Origin of the sequence: Larkinella rosea, assembly GCF_003858635.1 — a bacterium.
Classification (GTDB): Bacteria; Bacteroidota; Bacteroidia; order Cytophagales; family Spirosomataceae; genus Larkinella; species Larkinella rosea.
In genome coordinates, this window is record NZ_RQJO01000009.1 from 322,073 (window position 1) to 338,707 (window position 16,635).

Here is a 16,635-nt window from a genome sequence, read left to right on the forward strand (position 1 = left end):
CAAAAAAACGCGAAGTCGGCCCGTTCAAGCCAGCTTCGCGTTTTTTTTGCCTCATGAGCCCGGTGAGCCTGATTCATGCCATTTTTGACTTTATTTGAGCTTTTTTTTAAATCAGCTAAGGTGATTGTCGTGCAAAGTTGTCTGTACTTATATAAGGGGATGATTTCTTCTGAGGGAATCTCGTTTTAAAATCAGGTTAGGCAAACCCGCCAACGGGTCGAACCGCTGATTTATTCATCAGACCCCAACGAAATCGCAGGAATCCAAAGCCCTGGTTCATTGCTGCTTCCGTTTTACTGGTTGTCAGCGTGGCGGCTTTTTTATTCCGGAATGCCATTCAGTACCAGACCTTCGAGACGGAATTCGGCGAAACCCGCTCGTTGGAAGCCAGCAAAGCGGTTTTCAAACCCTGTCAGCGGTTAAATTGAGCCTTACAACCTGGTCAACACTTTTACAACCGCTGTCAGGGTTGTAACTTCCCGACAATGGTCATCACCAGATTGGCAGAATTGCGGGCGGCAATTTTGAAAAACGTCAGCATGTCCTGCCGGGCGTTGGAATTGGCTTTGTCGCTCAAACTCCGGATAACCAGACAGGGAACCTGCTGTTGGTAACATACCTGCGCTACGGCGGCCCCCTCCATTTCGGTGGCATCGGCTTTGAACTCCGACCACAAACTGGCCACTTTTTCTTCCGAAGAAACAAACACATCCCCGGTTACGACTGTGCCGACGATGATCGAGGGTGGCCGTGAGGTCGATGGAATGCTTTCGAACGGGACGGTTTTGGCCGCTTCCTGTGCGGCATGCATCATGATTGAGTCGGCGGGAAAATACGTCGGATTGAGCTGTTTGGTGATCGCGTTGCGGGTCTGGTTGGTTTTCTGTTGCTGAAACGTGATGTAACCGTAATCGTGGTGGGCGGTTTGCCGGGCAATGACGATGTCGCCGGGCTGCAGATCCGGATTCGTACCGCCCGCGATTCCCGTGAAAAGGACCTGTTCCGGTTTGAAATAGGCCAGCACAAACGCCGTTGTCATGGCCGCATTCACTTTGCCAATACCGGTTTCGGCCACCACTACCTTGCGGCCGTTGATCCGCCCCGTCATGAAATGGATGCCGTTCAATGTCCGACTTTTTGGGTTTTTTAGTGATTTTTGCACTAGCTTCACTTCTTCGTCGAACGCACCAAGCAGGGCGGTGATCGGTCGGGTTTTATACGTCTGGGCGTTTGTTGAAACCGCACTGAGGAAAAGCCAGATTACGCACAGGCCGGTTTGCAAAAGGAGGTTCGGACGAATGGATTGGGAGGATTTGTCTTGCATGATTCACCTGGTTAAACAACTAAAATACGATGGAAAAACGGATCCTTTTTACTTTGGCGGTGCTTTTGATAGCGGTTTTTAACGGTGTTTATGCACAATCCGGTCAGAATGCAATTGAAAAACAGAAATTTCATTTTGGTAAAACCGGGGAAGATGGCGCGGGGTATTCGCAGGCCGTCAAAGTCGGTAAAACGATTTACATTTCAGGAACCGTCGGCGTGGGCGATGCGGCTACGGCCCTGACGAACGTGTACAACGGGCTGCAGAAAACGCTGGCTTTTTACGGCGCCACTTTTCAGAATGTGGTCAAGGAAAACTTGTACACGACCAATATCGAGGAAATGAAAAAGCACAACGACATTCGGAAAAAGTATTATAACAACGACTTTCCGGCGGCTACCTGGGTTCAGATTCAGCGGCTTTACATGGAAACGGCCTTGGTCGAAGTGGAACTGGTTGCCGTACTTCCCTGAAATTCAGTGCCCGGAAAAGAGCGACAGGATGCAGAACAGATCGACGATGAGTAATCCGACCGGGACCTCGTTGGTTTTTCCCAGCGATAGCTTGACTATTGTCCAGGTCAGAAAGCCCCAGGTCAGTCCCTGCGTGATCGAGTAGCTGAACGGAATCAATACCATCGACAGGTAGGCGGGTAAGGCATTGTCCAGTTGGTTCCAGTTGATTTTTGTGATCGGTTTCATCATAAACGCCCCGACCAGCACCAGCGCCGGGGCGGTGGCAATGCCCGGTATAACCGATAGCAAGGGTGACAGAAACAGAAACGGCAGAAAGAGCAAACCGGCTACGATGGCCGTTAGCCCCGTACGGCCACCCTGGGCAATGCCCACCGCCGATTCGATGTAGGCCGTGCCGGGGCTGGTTCCCAGTAGCCCCGCCAGTGTGGTGGCAACGGCATCGGTCAGCAGCGAGCGGTTCATGTTCCGCGGATTTCCATCTTCATCGTACAAATCGGCGGCTTCGGCAACCCCCACGAAGGTGGACAGGCTATTGAATAAATCGGTAAAAACGAAGGCAAAAATAACCGGCCAGAGGGTCCATTGCAGCGAATGGATCAAATCGAGTTTCCCGATTAAACTAAAATCCGGGGCGGCAAAAATACCGTGGAAGTTAACGAGGGTTTTGGTTCCGAAATTCACCGCCGAGGCATCTCCCCACCACCGGCCAACGGGCACGGCAGCCAGGGTCGTCAGGACGATCCCGATGATGATGGCGCCCGGAACCTGACGAATCATCAGAACGCTGGTGAGCAACAGGCCGAAAATAAACGTCAGGACGATGGGATCTTTCAGGCTGGCAATACTGACCAGGGTGGCCGGATTGGCCACGATGAACCGGGCGTTTTCAAAACCGATGAGCGTGATAAAGAGACCAATACCCGCTGAAACCGAATACCGCAACGTTTTCGGAATGAGTTTGACAATGGCGGAGCGGACATTTAGTACCGACAGGATCATGAACAATACGCCCGCCCAGAAAACCGCACCCAGCGCCACTTCGGGCCGAACGCCCATGACCTTGACGGCAGTAAAGGTGAAAAACGCGTTGATACCCATGCCGGGAGCAACCACCATCGGATTGCGGGCGTACAGGCCCATCATCAGGCTGCACGCGAACGACAGCAAAATCGTGGCCGTCAGGACTCCGCTGAACGGCAAACCGGACTGACTCAGAATGGCCGGATTGACCACAATGATGTACATCGTCGCCAGAAAGGTAGAAACACCCGCCAGAATTTCCGTGCGGATCGAAGGAGTGGCAAGGCCGGTTTGCATGCGGGGCGGTTGGATGGATCGAAGTCCGAAAATACGGATTAGAAACGCCAATGCAACTCTCAAACAGCCAATTGAAACCTATTTTACCCAAAAAAGCCCCCGGTTCGGCGCAAAATGCCCAAACCGGGGGACTCGAACCAATTTAACCAAATTATTATTTTGAGACGGGAGAAAATAGACAAGAGAAGTGAGACGTAACGTCATCGATTACAAAGTCTCTATTCTCTTGTCTTACCTCTCTTGTCTATGCGCTCAATTCAACTCCGCGGCCAGCCACTGCTGATCGTTCTGGATGGGGTTGCCACCGGTTTTTTGCGAAACCGCCCATTGCCGCAGCGCCTGTTCCAGAACCGCTTTCAGACTTTCCTGGGTTTTAGCCTGTTTAATATTGAGTCGTTTTTTGGAAAGGACTTCCTTGTAAATGAGCTGGTTATCGTCATTGTAAAAGAGCGCAACGCTTTTTTGCCTGGGTTGCGATTCAATGACCCAATACCCTTCGCGGGGCGAATTGGTCAGGCGGTTTTGCCGTCCCTGCCCAAAAGTGGCTGCCGTTACCGATAGGGATAAAATCACAGCCAGGAGTGTTAGCCGGTAGTACGTGTTATTTTTCATGGTCGTGTCGCCGGAGCGATTCGTTCGTAGATGTTGTTTATGTCGTAATTGACGGTTTAAAAGTAATGTCCACGAAAATTCCATGCTTGCCTTTTCGTCCAATGGGCGGGTTGGCGGTTGATACGTCAACCGAATGGCGACGAATGAGAAAAGGCCAGTAAATCAGGTCGTTTAGCGACGAAGAGCCGCCGTTCGTCTACAATTTGCCCGGATCATAGCGGTTTTGGTGTCGTTTGTCTATATTCGGTCAGCCATCCGGTCGTCGTATGCAACTTGCCAACAACAACTTCATCTTTTCCAATCAGCTTCGCTACCGTCTGGCGCGTCACGGGCTTTTCTGGGGTGTCGTCTGGCTGTATTTCACGTTGCTGTACGGCGTTTTTCCGATCATCGATTTTGTGAATAAGGGATACGGCAATGCCCTGTCGGTTTTCATGGGTTTGCTGTCGTCGGGTATTGGTGCCGTCATTTTTATGCCGGCCCACATGATTCTGGCCTACGGCATTATTTATGTCCTGTTTGCCCGCTACCTCGACAAGGGGCAGTACCTGAAGATCGTCATCGGCGTCATCTTCTTTTCGTTTTTGAGCGCTTCGGCTTCCGCAGCTCTCTCGGTGGGGGTGGTCACGCCCTTGCACAACTGGTTTGGCACTCCGCGGGTCCGGGGAGCAAATTTGAGTTATCTGCTGATGGCAGGTTTGCGGGGTGGAATTACCGTGGCTGGTTTTGTAGCCGCTATCAAACTGGTCAAAATCTGGTACCTGAAAGAGCAGGCTTTCCGGCAAATCGAGAAGGAGAAATTTCAGGCCGAATTACAGTTGCTGAAGTCGCAGATTCACCCGCATTTTCTGTTCAATACGCTGAATAATCTGTATGCGTTGACCTTGCGAAAATCCGAACAATCACCGGCGGTGGTGCTGAAATTGTCGCAATTGCTGAGCTACATGCTTTACGACTGTAATGCGTCGGAAGTTTCGCTCGAAAAAGAGCTGGCTTTTATCAAAAATTACGTTGGTCTGGAACAATTGCGCTACGGCTCGCGGCTGGATATTTCACTGAATTTTCAGGGTGATTTGCAGGGTAGGCAGATCGCGCCTTTATTACTGATTCCGTTTCTGGAGAACGCCTTTAAGCACGGAACCAGTGAGCAACTGGAGCAAGCCTGGATTTTTATGGATCTGGCCGTTGATGATAACGTGCTGACTTTTAAGTTGGTAAATAGTCGTGATTCGGATACTTTTGCCCCAGCCTCCGTTGGGGGCATTGGTTTGCAGAACGTTCGGAAACGGCTGGAACTGTTGTATCCGGGAAAATATCAACTGACGATTCAGCCCGAGGAAGAGACTTTTCTGATCGACCTGACGTTGCACTTGCCGAAGAAACCAGCGGTTTTGAAATCGGATACGTTGCCGGTAGCGGAACTACCGGTCTAGTTTACAACAACAAATACATACCTTACTATGAACTTACGTTGTCTGCTGATCGATGACGAACCCCACGCTGTGGAAATTATCGAATCGTACATCGAAATGGTCGATGGACTCGAGATCGTTGGCAAATGCCACAATGCCGTTCAGGCCTTCAGTCTACTCCAGTCCATGCCGGTCGATCTGCTGTTTCTGGATATTAAAATGCCCAAACTCACCGGGACCGACTTCCTGCGGAGTTTGCGGAATCCACCCAAAGTGATTTTTACGACGGCCTATCGCGAATACGCCCTCGACGGTTTTGACCTGGATGTGATCGATTACCTGCTGAAACCAATTCCGTTCGAGCGGTTTTTGCGGGCGGTTTCCAAGGTCATGCAATTGGAACCCCAGTCGGTTTCGCTTCAGGGGGCTGAACCGGATCAGCCGTTGGTCGAAAAAGAGCTGGGGCCGTCGGAACGCGGTGCATTTCTGTACTTCCGCGCCGATCGTAAAATGGTGAAAATCTACACCAGGGACATTCTGTACGTCGAAAGCCTGAAAGATTACATTAAAATCATCACGACGACCGCCAAACCGCTGGTGGTGAAACAGGCCATTAGCTCGGTCGAATCCATGCTACCGAACCGGGATTTTCTGCGCATTCACCGGTCGTTCATCGTCGCCATCGACAAGATAACCGCCTGGTCGCCCAGCCACATCGAAATCGCCGGTCAGGAACTCCCGATTGGGCGGCTCCATCAAAAAGAAGTGGGAAAGGCGTTGAAAATGGAGGTATAGTTTGCTGCAATTGGTGAGCGGTTTGCGGTTTTAGATTCCGGGTTGTTCAACTGGCGTTTCTGGCTTAGGGACAGTATATTGACCTGAAAACCAGCTGATTTCTAAAAACCGTTTCCTGTCATGTTCATCGAACGAAATGTATTTTACCTGAAATTCGGGGCGAGTCGGGCCGCGATTCAGCTTTGGAAGGACTATTTGAGTGCTGCTCACGAGTTTGATGACCAGATTCAGGCCCGGCTACTGACCGACCTGAGCGGCACCGGCTACGTGTTGGTGCTGGAACTGACCTATCCTACCTACGCCGAACTGGAACCGTCGCGCTGCCGACTGACCCAACTGCCTTCCTGGCGGGAGTTTTATCAGAAATTCATCCCCTTGTGTGAGCGCTCGGAGCGAACCTTGTATAAGACGGAAGTTGCGTATTGATTCTTTTTGCCGGAAAAACCGTATTTTGCAGTAAATGATATGATATGGAGACGCTTGAGAAGAAGGAAGTTTCTGGACAATCCCGTAAAAAAGTAGGTGTCAAATCCTCGGTAAAAACGTCTAAACAAACAGTAGCGCTTGAATCACTGGTTTACGAAGTGCTAGATGGGCGACCACTATATTACCGTGGATACGAAGACGTTTTGATTGGCAGAAAAACACCGGAAGAAATTATGGGTTCCAGTTCATTGCAGTGGGTTCTTGTCACTTATTTCATGAGAATAATGATTCGTTCGCTGGATGAGAAAAAGTATTGGTTTGCTTCAAATGAAGCGGGTGTACATCTCGATCATCGTAACAATTTATCCCACGCTGTAGCGGTTTATGAGAAAATGGTTCTAACGCCCGATAAAATTAGTGTCCATTACGTTGATGTCCCTGCCAAAGTTGTCATTGAAATTGATGTGAAAGCTGACATTTCTAAAATCGAAGACTTCAACTACGTCAACAAGAAAACCCGGAAACTGCTCGATTTTGGTACCAGTAAAGTAATTTGGGTTTTCACCGACACCCAGCAAGTGATGATTGCCGAGCAATCCGCCGACGCCTGGCTTACGATGGATTGGAACCGGGAGTTGGAATTACTGGATGGTCAGTATTTTAATATTGCCCGGTATTTAGACGAAGAGGGAATTAAGGTTGGGGAATGATTTTAAGCACATTAGCAGAAATTGGTAACGTTTTTTAATGTGCTTAAAATCAATCGATACGGTTAGTTTTTCAAATACTTTTCCAAATATTCAGTATACTGCTGGTGAAGCAGGAGCGAGGTCGTGCTGTTGTAGGCAACCCCGTGAGCACCCGGCGGATAGATGCGCAAATCGGCGTCTTTTCCGGCGTCTTCCAGCGCATTCATCAGCTGCATGGTGTTCCGAACGTGCACGTTTTCGTCCATCGTCGAGTGGGCGATAAACATTTTGCCCTGCAAATTTTTGGCGTTGGGCGAAACTGCGCTTTTCTGATAAAGGGCTTCATTTTCAGGCAATAAACCCATATAGCGCTCGGTGTAAATGCTGTCATACAACCGCCAGTCGGTGACGGGAGCACCCACCAGCGCCACCTTGAAAATACCGGGATGAGTCAGCATCGTGTAACTGCTCGAATACCCGCCGTAGCTGTGGCCTTTGATGGCCATCCGGCCCGCGTCGATCCAGGGCAACGTGCCCAGGTATTTAGCGGTTTCGACGAAATCGCGGCTTTCGTAGAGCCCCAGTTTTTCGTAGACAATTTTCTCAAAAGCCGAACCGTAACCCCCGCTGCCCCGGTTGTTTACGCTGACGATCACGTACCCCTGCTGCGCCAGAAACTGGTGCCAGCCCGAGGTTGTGAACTCATTGTAAACCGATTGCGCGCCCGGCCCCCCGTAAATATCGATTAAAACCGGATACTTTTTAGTCGCGTCGAAGTCGAGCGGTTTTAGGATTGAGATATCGATTTTCTGCCCGTCGGAGGTGGTGAAATGGGTAATTTCTTTCGGGACATACGCATAATTGTCCAAAAATCGGCTCACATTCGCATTGGCTTCCAGCGTTTTCAGCGTCTTGCCTTTGGTGTCGCACAGATCCACGCGCAAAGGGGTGGTGACGTTGGAAAACCGGTCGATGTAGTATTGACTGCCCGGCGAAAAATCGATCTTGTGTCGGCCCGGCGTCTGGGTCAATTTCTGTTTGTTTTTACCGTCAAAATCAACGACATACAACTGCCGGTCCGTCGGAGATTGCTCTGTCGATGTGTAGTAAATTTTCTTGTTTTTGGCGTCGACATTGTGCACAAAAACCACTTCCCAGTTGCCTTTCGTAACCTGATTCAGCAGTTTACCGGTATAATCGTAGCGGTAAATATGCGCCCAGCCGTCGCGCTCCGAAACCCAGAAAAACTCCTGTGAGTTGGCCGGGAAGTAGAAATAATGCAAAATACCGGCGAAAAAATCGAATACATCGATCCACGATTTCGAGCTTTCTTCCATGATCAGTTTCGCGTCGCCGGTGCGGCCATTTGCCAGAAACAACTTGAGGTGGTTTTGCTTGCGGTTCAAATGCACCAGCGCCAGTTGCCCTTCCTGCGAGGTCCAGTAAATGCGCGGAATGTACCCGTCGGCCAAATCGACTTTCATCCAGTGCGATTGCCGGGTGCCAATTTCAATGACACCGATCCGCGCCGTCGGGTTTTTGTCGCCCACCCGCGGGTACGGCAGTTTGGTGAAGTTTTCGTCAAAACCCTTGTAATCCGTCATGGCATAAATCGGAACCTGGCGTTCGTCGATCTGCCAGTAGGCAATGAATTTGCTGTCTGGCGACCATTCCCAGGCTTGTGCCAATCCGAACTCCTCTTCATACGCCCAGCCAAACCGGCCGTTGTAGAGCGACGGAGCCGCGTCGTTGGTCAATTGGCTTTCTTGCTGCGACGCAAAATCGAAAACGAACAGGTTTCCGTCCCGCTCGTACCCAATTTTCGAACCGTCGGGCGACAATTCGGCGGTTTGGGCGTCTTTGGCTACCAGCTTCAAACCTTTGTCGGCTACCGAATACACGTAATAATCCGAAATGCCCGACCGACGCCAGACGGGCCGGAAATTCGTCTGGAACAGGAGATTCTTGGAGTCTTTCGACCATTGAAACGATTCGTAGGCAAACGCTTGGGCGGTTCCGGGAAACGTCAGTTTACTCCCATCAAAGATGACTTCTTCGCGTTGTTCTTTGGGCGAATAAGATTTGATGACGCCTTTGTCGATGAACGAAAACCGGGTGCCGCCATCGATCCAGTTAACGCTGGCCGGCCCCTGTGAACCAGTTAGTTGCCCCGTTGCAGCCAGTGCCTGTTGCAGGTTTTGAAACCGCTGTTTTTGCTGAGAAAATGCGGGAAAACTCAGGACAACGACGAAACCATACAGGAAATATTTTCGGAACATAAAAACCGCTGTTTGTTGATGCAACGTCAAATTTAACGAAAAAAATAGATTGAATTTATGGGCGATAGTTGAGTAGATAAGTAGGGTAACTGGGCTCTTATCGCGTATCGGCAATCTTTTTTACAATCCGGAATGATTTATTCGGTAACAACGGACGATAAAACCTTGTGGCAGGCTTTTAAGCGGGGCGATGAAACCGCCTTCTCGCTGCTCTACCAGCGGTATGTCCGGGTGTTGTTCAGTTACGGCAAAAAAATAACCGGTGACGAACAGGCCGTTGAAGATGCCGTTCAGGATTTATTCGTTGACTTGTGGCAGAGCCGCAGTCGGCTGAGCGACGTCGAATCGGCCCGGTTTTATTTGTTTCGATCGCTACGCCGAAAAATTCACCGGTCCATTCGCCCGGATCAGGTGCTGTCCGAACGCTGGGAAACCACTGACGAACTGCTGTTGCCCATCAGCCATGCCGCCGAAACGGAAGTGATCAATGCGGAACTGTTACAGATTCAAACCGCTGATTTACAGGCCAAACTAAAATCGCTTCCGCTGCGGCAATACGAAGTTTTGATCCTTTACTATTACCAGGATTTTACGTATCCTCAGATTGCTATGATGCTGGGAATCAATGAACAATCGGTCCGTAACCTGCTGCAACGGGCCCTGCTTAAACTCCGGCAATTTGCTTTTTTGCTGACCTTCCTCGCCTTTTTTCTACTTTTTTTGCCTGAAGTGAGTTAAATGCCCGCTGCGTCGTCTCTTTCCTGATAAAGGGATAATCTAATTTTTTACCCAAAAAACCGCATAATGGATTTCGCCAATTCTGACCTGGAGGCTTTGTTAAAAGATGAAACCTTTCGGCAATGGGTGTTTGAGCCAACGCGCGAAACCGACGCCTTTTGGCAGCAGTTGCTGGATCAGTTTCCGGAGAAGCGGGCCCTCGTCGAAAAAGCCCGGGCGGTTTTGCTGGGGATTGATCAGGAGGTGGTGGAAAATTTCCCGGATGAGGAGCAGGTTGGGCGGATGTTTGCCAATGTGCAGGACCGCATTCAGTCGGCTCCAGGCTCCCGGTTTCAGATCGGCTGGCGGTGGCTGGCGGCTGCGTCGGTGCTGCTTTGCCTGGGGGTGTGGTTGTATTCGAAAAACCGTCCGGCCACGCAATATGAACAATTGATCGATCAGGCTTCGGTGGCGCTGCTCGAAAAAGTGAATACGTCCGGAACGCCCGTTACGGTTTCGCTGCCCGATGGAAGTACGGTTTTGCTGCAACCCAACAGCCGGATCGGTTACGCCCGGGACTTCAATCGACAGGACAAGCGGGAAGTGTATCTATCGGGCGATGCGTTTTTTCAGGTGACCAAAAATCCCGGTAAACCCTTTTTTGTCTATGCTGACGAGTTGGTTACAAAAGTGTTGGGAACCAGTTTCTGGGTGAAAGCCGCCGAAGTCGGGAAACAGGTGGTCGTGCAGGTGAAAACCGGGAAAGTGTCGGTTTTTGCCCGAACCGACAGCCGCGCCAACGAAATGCAGGCCAACCGCGAACTGGAAGGCGTGGTATTGACCCCCAATCAGCAAATTCTGTTTTCCCGCGATGACATTCGGATGAAGAAAACGCTGGTGGCCGAGCCGCTGCCCGTTCTGGTCCAAAACTTTGAGTTTAAGGACGAGCCGGTTTCCAAAATATTCGCAGCGCTGGAGCAGGCCTACGGGGTCGATATTGTGTACGATGAAGACCTGCTCGGTCATTGTTTGTTAACGGCGTATTTATCGGACGAACCGCTTTTTGAAAAACTTTCACTGCTCTGTAAGGGTATCGAAGGGCGATATGAAGTGGTTGACGCCCAGATTGTTATTTCAGCCAAGGGTTGTCAGTAGTTGAACTGGATTGACAACTTGATTTATACTTACAAAAAAAATGTATATAAAATCTACCGGTTTTGTGAAGTAAAAAGCTCCTGATTGATCATAGAGCTATATATTTGCCCTATCGGAGCAATGGAGAATCTCATTATGCAATCAATAACCCAACTAAGTGACTAGATGAAAATAAATCTTCCTACCTTGATTTCCTGGCGAAAAGCCTTGGAAATGAGTTGCCTGCAACTATTTATTTCCGGTTTCTTAACCAGCATCGCTTTAGCCACCGGTATTCGTGCACAGGCCATTTTAGATACCAAAGTGACGATTCAGGTGCAAAGCCAGGATGTAAAATCCGTGTTGGCGCTCATTGAAGAGCAGACCAAAATCCGGTTTCTCTACAGCACCAGTCTGATTCAGGCCGAACGAAAAGTGTCGCTCCATGTGCAGCGCGAAAAGCTGGGAACCGTGCTGGAAGAAATGCTAAAACCGCTAAACCTCGGCTACGAGGTGTCGGGTAAACAGATCATTCTGAACCGTTTACCGCTGGCGCCGGTTCCAAACGCCAAATCATCTTCATCTGAATCGTCCGGGCTGGTGCAACCCGCCGAGGAAACAATTACCGGAACGATTGCCGACGAAAAAGGAGAGGGGTTGCCTGGTGTTTCCATCATTGTGAAAGGCACCCAGCGCGGCACCACCACCGACGGCAACGGCCAGTTTCGGATTCAGGTGCCGGATAAAGCCGCCGTGTTGGTGTTCAGCTATGTCGGTTATCTGACGCAGGAAATTCCGGTCGGCACCAAAACCGTTCTGAACGTCACGCTGGTAACGGACGAAAAAACGCTGAGTGAGATCATTGTAGTAGGCTACGGAACCCAGAAAAAACGGGATTTGACGGGGGCTATTTCGTCGATTTCCAGCAAAGATATCGCCGAAACGCCGTCGGCCAATTTTCTCGCCAATGCGCAGGGCCGGCTGGCGGGGGTCGACATCGTACGGGCCAATGGCGCTCCGGGTTCCAACCCGACGATTCGGATTCGCGGAAACCGGTCGATCAACGCCAGCAATAATCCGCTATACGTCATCGACGGCATTCCGACCGACGTGAATATCAACGACTTCAACCCCAACGACATTGAGTCGATGGAGGTTCTGAAAGATGCCAGTGCCGTCGCCATTTACGGATCGCGGGGCGCTAATGGTGTGATTCTGATTACGACTAAACGCGGCAAGGAAGGGAAAACCGTGTTGAGTTACGATGGCTATTACGGCGTCAAAAAGGCCAAAAAGGACCTGAATCTGATGAATGGCGAGGAGTTTGTCCGGTATGCACGCATCTCGCGCGGACTCGCTCCCGACAACGCCAGCCAGGATGCTTCGCTGCTCAGCAGTGTGGAAATCGACAATCTGGCGAAAGGCCTTTCGACCAACTGGCTCGACCTGATTCTGCGCGACGGCGTTCAGCAAAGCCACCAGCTTTCGGCCAGTGGCGGGTCCAAGAATACGACTTATTACCTGTCCGGTTCGTTTTTCGACGAAAAGGGCGTCATGCAGAAAAGTGATTACCGGCGCTATTCGTTTCGGGCCAATATCGACACCAAACTGACCGAGCGGCTTCGGCTGGGGGTAAGCGCAACGGTTTCGACCGATGTACAGAACCTGATGGCAAACGCGCCTTATACCAATGCCCTGACGTTTTCGCCCCTGGTGGCACCGTACGATGCCAATGGCGGTTTCTTAGCGTATCCGAACCCCCGCGAAGGCAATATTACGAGTCCCTTGCTGGAGTATCAGCCGAATCAATTCGTAGACGAGCGGAAGAAATACCGGATTTTTGCCACGATTTTCGGCGAATATACAATCGCCGAAGGGCTGACGTACCGACTGAACTACGGCCCGGATTTCAGTACCTACCGCCGGGGAAATTACAACGGCACGCTGGCCGGAAGCGCCAGCACGGCCACGGTCGAAAACCAGCAGAATTTTGCGTACACGCTTGAGAATCTGTTGAGTTACAACAAGAAATTTGGGGCGCATTCGCTGAATGTAGTGGGGCTGTTCAGTACGCAGAAAAACCGCTTTGAATCGTCGAGCGCGAGCGGGCGGGATATTCCGATCGAAACCTCCTCCTTCTACGATCTGGGAAGCGCCACAACCGTTACCGGCATCACCAGCTCCCTGACGCAGTGGGGGTTACTGTCGTACATGGGCCGGATCAACTACGGTTTTAAAGACCGGTATCTGCTCACGCTGACCGGCCGCGCCGATGGCTCCTCGCGCCTGTCGAAAGGAAATAAATGGGCGTTTTTTCCGTCGGTTTCGGCGGGCTGGGTAATTTCGGACGAGGCCTTTCTGTCGGGTAATAAAACGCTCTCGTTTCTGAAACTCCGGGTGGGTTACGGCGAAGTCGGCAATACGTCGATTGCGCCATACCAGACGCTGGGCGGGCTGGGCCGTTCGATCTACGCCTTTGGCAATGATCCCGGTTACGGCTACGGCTTGAGCGTTATCCCGAATCCCGATCTGAAGTGGGAAATCTCCAAAACCCTGAACGTTGGGTTTGATTTCGGTTTCCTGGGCGACCGGATCACCGGTTCCATCGAACGGTACGACACCAAAACCAGCGATTTGCTGCTGAGCCGGCTCATTCCGATTTCGTCTGGTTACGCATCGGTTTTGCAAAACATCGGCGCCACCCGCAACCGGGGCTGGGAACTGACGCTGAACGGCACGGTTTTAAACACCAGTTCTGGTTTTAAATGGGACGCCGGACTGAATCTGTTTGCCAACAAGGAAGAGATTGTTGATTTGTTCAACGGCAAGGACGATGTAGGTAATCAGTGGTTTATTGGTCAGCCGATCTCGGTTTTTTATAACTTCAAACAATTGGGTATCTGGCAGACCGGCGAAGCGGCTCAGGCGGCTGCCGAAGCGAAACAACGCCCCGGCGATATTAAAATTGCCGACGTTAATGGCCGGGATGCCGCCGGAAATTTGACCAACAAACCCGATGGCGTGATCAATTCCGACGACCGGACGGTGTTGGGTTCTACCGTTCCGAAGTGGAGTGGCGGTTTGACGAACCGGTTCAGTTTCAAGGGAATCGACTTTTCGTTTCTGGTCTATGCGCGGCAGGGGCAAATGCTCCGGAGTGATTTTCATAACCTGGGCGGAAACCAGTGGCAGGGGCGGTTCAATAGCCTGAATTTTGATTACTGGACGCCCACGAATCCCTCGAATTCCATTCCGATGCCCTACGCGGCATCGGCGCCTTTGTACGCCGACGCGGTGCGGTTTTACGATGGGTCGTTTGTCAAAATCCGGAACATCACCCTGGGCTATTCGCTGCCGAAAAGCCTGCTGGCGAAAGTGCACATTTCGAGCCTGCGGATTTACGGAACCGCCGATAATGCCTTCATTTTCTCGCCGTACAAACTGGTTGATCCCGAATCGTCGACGGGCATCGTGGGCGGAGCAACGCCAATGACATCGGCAACCTACGTATTCGGTCTGAATCTTAAATTTTAAGTCGTGCCTCAAACCATGAAAAATAGCAACCTTCTACTTAGTTTACTGATTCTGGTTACGGGCTTTTCCGGTTGCCAGAACATTCTGGAAGAAACGCCCGTGGGGCTGGCCACCGCCGATAGTTATTACTCGACGCCAAAAGGGCTGGAAGACGGTCTCAAGGCGGTTTACACGCCACTCCGCCGGTTTTACGGCCGGGAAGAAGCGTTCTTCCTGACGGTTCCCGGAACGGATGATTTCACCAACGGTTTTGGCGGGGTGACCAATTACCCCGATATCAATAATTATTCGGCCAATTTCCTGGGTTCCAATGCGTTTGTAACGGTAATCTGGGATAATTTTTACGTCGGAATTAACCAGGCCAATGCCGTGGTCAACCGGGCGCCGGGCGTGGCCGGGCTGACCGAAGCAAACCGAAACCGCATCGTGGCCGAAGCCCGTTTTCTGCGGGCTCTGTACTATTTTCACCTCGTTCAGCAATTTGGTGACGTTCATTTTTCGCTGGAAGAAACCATCGGCGTGGTCACAACGGCCAATCGAACGCCCGTTGCGACGATTTACGAAAAAGGCATTGTTCCTGATCTGCAATACGCCATTGCGCAACTTCCGGCCAAAGCGGCAGCCTACGGGCGGATTACAAAACCGGCTGCGGAAGCGCTGCTGGCGCGGGTGCAACTCACCTTGGGCAACTGGGCCGAAGCCGAACGACTGGCTAATCTGGTAACGAAAAGTTATGATTTTCAGCTGGTTAAACCGTTTGCCAATATTTGGGATATCAACAATGAACTGAATTCCGAGGTGGTCTGGTCGGTGCAGTATACTGCCGATCCGCTGACCAATGGCGAAGGCAATCAAAGCCACCTGTTCTTTGTTTTCGACTACACCCAAAACCCGACCATCATCCGGGATTTGCCCAACGGGCGGGCGTATCAGCGGTTTATGCCGACAAATTACCTCATCAAACTGTTCGATCCAGCCAAGGATAGCCGGTGGGACGGGTCGTTTAAAACCGTCTGGTTTGCCAACAATAAGGGAACGATCAACGGGAAAACCGTTATGCCGGGCGATACCGCCATCAAAATTGTTCCTTACTCCGTGCCCGACGCGGTTCAGAATCAGGCACCTTACTGGTACATCGATTTTAAGGATACCTGGGTGGGGGCGTCAACCATTACGAACAATGAAATCGGTGGAGGGCAACGTCGGCGGTTTCCGGTGCTCAAAAAATACATCGATCCCCTGCGGACGAGTGTAAACGCCACCGATGGTCGCCGGGATTTTATCGTGATTCGGCTGGCCGAGATGTACCTGATTGCGGGCGAAGCAGCCTGGCGTCAGAACAAAACCGCCGATGCTGCGGCTTATTTCAACGTGGTGCGGACCCGGGCGGCACTGGCCGGAAAGGAAAAAGATATGCAGGTGACGGCCAATGATATTAACCTCGATTTTATCCTGGATGAACGGGCCCGCGAACTGGCGGGCGAAATGCACCGCTGGTATGATTTGAAACGCACCGGGCAGTTGCTGGCACGGGTCAAAAAATACAACCTGGACGCGGCCCCCAATATCAAGGAGACGCATCTGGTACGGCCGATTCCGCAAACGCAGATCGACCGCGTGACCAATCCGGGCGAATTCACCCAGAATCCGGGGTATTAGTATCTTATCTGGTTTAAAGGTTTTGGTTTATAGTTCAAATACTTCTGTTATGTAGCTTGGATTAAGTGGGTTATCTACTAATATCTATACGAATTGAATGATTTGGTTGTACCCCACCCCAACCCCTCCCCCGTAGGGAGGGGCTTTGCAAGCAGACCGGTTTAGCCCCTCCCTACGGGGGAGGGGTTGGGGTGGGGTTGTCGCGGTCCGGCATAATGATAGGAATAATCTAATCACTCAATACAACTATAGACTATAAAC

13 protein-coding genes are annotated in these 16,635 nt (G+C 51.1%); 9 read left to right on the forward strand and 4 right to left on the reverse strand.

The annotated features are described in order from the left end of the window. Positions 1 to 463: 463 nt before the first annotated feature. On the reverse strand, positions 464 to 1,324 hold the full coding sequence (locus EHT25_RS17300) for a 5'-methylthioadenosine/adenosylhomocysteine nucleosidase (RefSeq protein ID WP_124876398.1): 861 nt from the start codon (positions 1,322 to 1,324) through the stop codon (positions 464 to 466). A gap of 29 nt (positions 1,325 to 1,353) precedes the next feature. On the opposite strand from EHT25_RS17300, the gene EHT25_RS17305 reads away from it, so the two are divergent. Then, entirely contained in the window at positions 1,354 to 1,797 is a 444-nt protein-coding gene (locus EHT25_RS17305) for a RidA family protein (protein WP_124876399.1), read from the forward strand. A 3-nt stretch (positions 1,798 to 1,800) separates the two neighbouring features. Here EHT25_RS17305 and EHT25_RS17310 read toward each other — a convergent pair whose 3' ends face one another. Together EHT25_RS17310 and EHT25_RS17315 are read right to left on the reverse strand one after the other, a co-directional pair. Further along, complete coding sequence (locus EHT25_RS17310; RefSeq protein ID WP_124876400.1) at positions 1,801 to 3,117, reverse strand: NCS2 family permease; 1,317 nt, start codon at positions 3,115 to 3,117, stop codon at positions 1,801 to 1,803. 252 nt (positions 3,118 to 3,369) lie between these two features. Continuing rightward, entirely contained in the window at positions 3,370 to 3,729 is a 360-nt protein-coding gene (locus tag EHT25_RS17315) for a hypothetical protein (protein ID WP_124876401.1), read from the reverse strand. A 266-nt stretch (positions 3,730 to 3,995) separates the two neighbouring features. Here EHT25_RS17315 and EHT25_RS17320 point away from each other — a divergent pair, with 266 nt between their 5' ends. From EHT25_RS17320 to EHT25_RS17335, 4 genes are all read left to right on the forward strand, one after another. Continuing rightward, positions 3,996 to 5,162: a sensor histidine kinase gene (locus EHT25_RS17320; RefSeq protein WP_124876402.1), complete on the forward strand. Its 1,167-nt coding sequence runs from the start codon at positions 3,996 to 3,998 to the stop codon at positions 5,160 to 5,162. A gap of 27 nt (positions 5,163 to 5,189) precedes the next feature. After that, positions 5,190 to 5,936, forward strand: coding sequence for a LytR/AlgR family response regulator transcription factor (locus EHT25_RS17325; protein ID WP_124876403.1), 747 nt, complete (start codon positions 5,190 to 5,192; stop codon positions 5,934 to 5,936). A gap of 120 nt (positions 5,937 to 6,056) precedes the next feature. Continuing rightward, positions 6,057 to 6,362: a hypothetical protein gene (locus EHT25_RS17330; protein WP_124876404.1), complete on the forward strand. Its 306-nt coding sequence runs from the start codon at positions 6,057 to 6,059 to the stop codon at positions 6,360 to 6,362. 44 nt (positions 6,363 to 6,406) lie between these two features. Next, positions 6,407 to 7,072, forward strand: a complete 666-nt coding sequence (locus EHT25_RS17335; protein WP_229311596.1) for a Uma2 family endonuclease — start codon at positions 6,407 to 6,409, stop codon at positions 7,070 to 7,072. 62 nt (positions 7,073 to 7,134) lie between these two features. On the opposite strand, the gene EHT25_RS17340 is transcribed toward EHT25_RS17335, so the two are convergent. Beyond that, a complete protein-coding gene (locus EHT25_RS17340; protein WP_124876405.1) occupies positions 7,135 to 9,330 on the reverse strand; it encodes a S9 family peptidase in 2,196 nt (731 codons plus the stop codon). A 132-nt stretch (positions 9,331 to 9,462) separates the two neighbouring features. Between EHT25_RS17340 and EHT25_RS17345 the strand changes: the two genes are divergently transcribed. The 4 genes from EHT25_RS17345 to EHT25_RS17360 all read left to right on the forward strand — a co-directional run bounded on the left by EHT25_RS17345 (position 9,463) and on the right by EHT25_RS17360 (position 16,374). Next, positions 9,463 to 10,068 carry an RNA polymerase sigma factor gene (locus EHT25_RS17345; RefSeq protein WP_124876406.1) on the forward strand — a complete coding sequence of 202 codons (606 nt, stop codon included), beginning with the start codon at positions 9,463 to 9,465 and terminating at the stop codon, positions 10,066 to 10,068. 66 nt (positions 10,069 to 10,134) lie between these two features. Beyond that, positions 10,135 to 11,202, forward strand: a complete 1,068-nt coding sequence (locus EHT25_RS17350; RefSeq protein WP_124876407.1) for a FecR family protein — start codon at positions 10,135 to 10,137, stop codon at positions 11,200 to 11,202. Positions 11,203 to 11,367: 165 nt separating this feature from the next. After that, the gene (locus EHT25_RS17355) at positions 11,368 to 14,715 is read left to right on the forward strand and encodes a TonB-dependent receptor (protein ID WP_124876408.1); all 3,348 of its coding nucleotides are present in this window, start codon (positions 11,368 to 11,370) and stop codon (positions 14,713 to 14,715) included. A gap of 15 nt (positions 14,716 to 14,730) precedes the next feature. Then, positions 14,731 to 16,374 carry a RagB/SusD family nutrient uptake outer membrane protein gene (locus EHT25_RS17360; protein WP_124876409.1) on the forward strand — a complete coding sequence of 548 codons (1,644 nt, stop codon included), beginning with the start codon at positions 14,731 to 14,733 and terminating at the stop codon, positions 16,372 to 16,374. Positions 16,375 to 16,635: the final 261 nt, after the last annotated feature.

Coding starts and splice junctions, on each gene's coding strand:
- EHT25_RS17360 (WP_124876409.1), top strand. CDS start 14,731: ATGAAAAATAGCAACCTTCTACTTAGTTTACTGATTCTGGTTACGGGC.
- EHT25_RS17305 (WP_124876399.1), top strand. CDS start 1,354: ATGGAAAAACGGATCCTTTTTACTTTGGCGGTGCTTTTGATAGCGGTT.
- EHT25_RS17300 (WP_124876398.1), bottom strand. CDS start 1,324: ATGCAAGACAAATCCTCCCAATCCATTCGTCCGAACCTCCTTTTGCAA.
- EHT25_RS17315 (WP_124876401.1), bottom strand. CDS start 3,729: ATGAAAAATAACACGTACTACCGGCTAACACTCCTGGCTGTGATTTTA.
- EHT25_RS17340 (WP_124876405.1), bottom strand. CDS start 9,330: ATGTTCCGAAAATATTTCCTGTATGGTTTCGTCGTTGTCCTGAGTTTT.
- EHT25_RS17320 (WP_124876402.1), top strand. CDS start 3,996: ATGCAACTTGCCAACAACAACTTCATCTTTTCCAATCAGCTTCGCTAC.
- EHT25_RS17330 (WP_124876404.1), top strand. CDS start 6,057: ATGTTCATCGAACGAAATGTATTTTACCTGAAATTCGGGGCGAGTCGG.
- EHT25_RS17350 (WP_124876407.1), top strand. CDS start 10,135: ATGGATTTCGCCAATTCTGACCTGGAGGCTTTGTTAAAAGATGAAACC.
- EHT25_RS17335 (WP_229311596.1), top strand. CDS start 6,407: ATGGAGACGCTTGAGAAGAAGGAAGTTTCTGGACAATCCCGTAAAAAA.
- EHT25_RS17310 (WP_124876400.1), bottom strand. CDS start 3,117: ATGCAAACCGGCCTTGCCACTCCTTCGATCCGCACGGAAATTCTGGCG.
- EHT25_RS17325 (WP_124876403.1), top strand. CDS start 5,190: ATGAACTTACGTTGTCTGCTGATCGATGACGAACCCCACGCTGTGGAA.
- EHT25_RS17345 (WP_124876406.1), top strand. CDS start 9,463: ATGATTTATTCGGTAACAACGGACGATAAAACCTTGTGGCAGGCTTTT.
- EHT25_RS17355 (WP_124876408.1), top strand. CDS start 11,368: ATGAAAATAAATCTTCCTACCTTGATTTCCTGGCGAAAAGCCTTGGAA.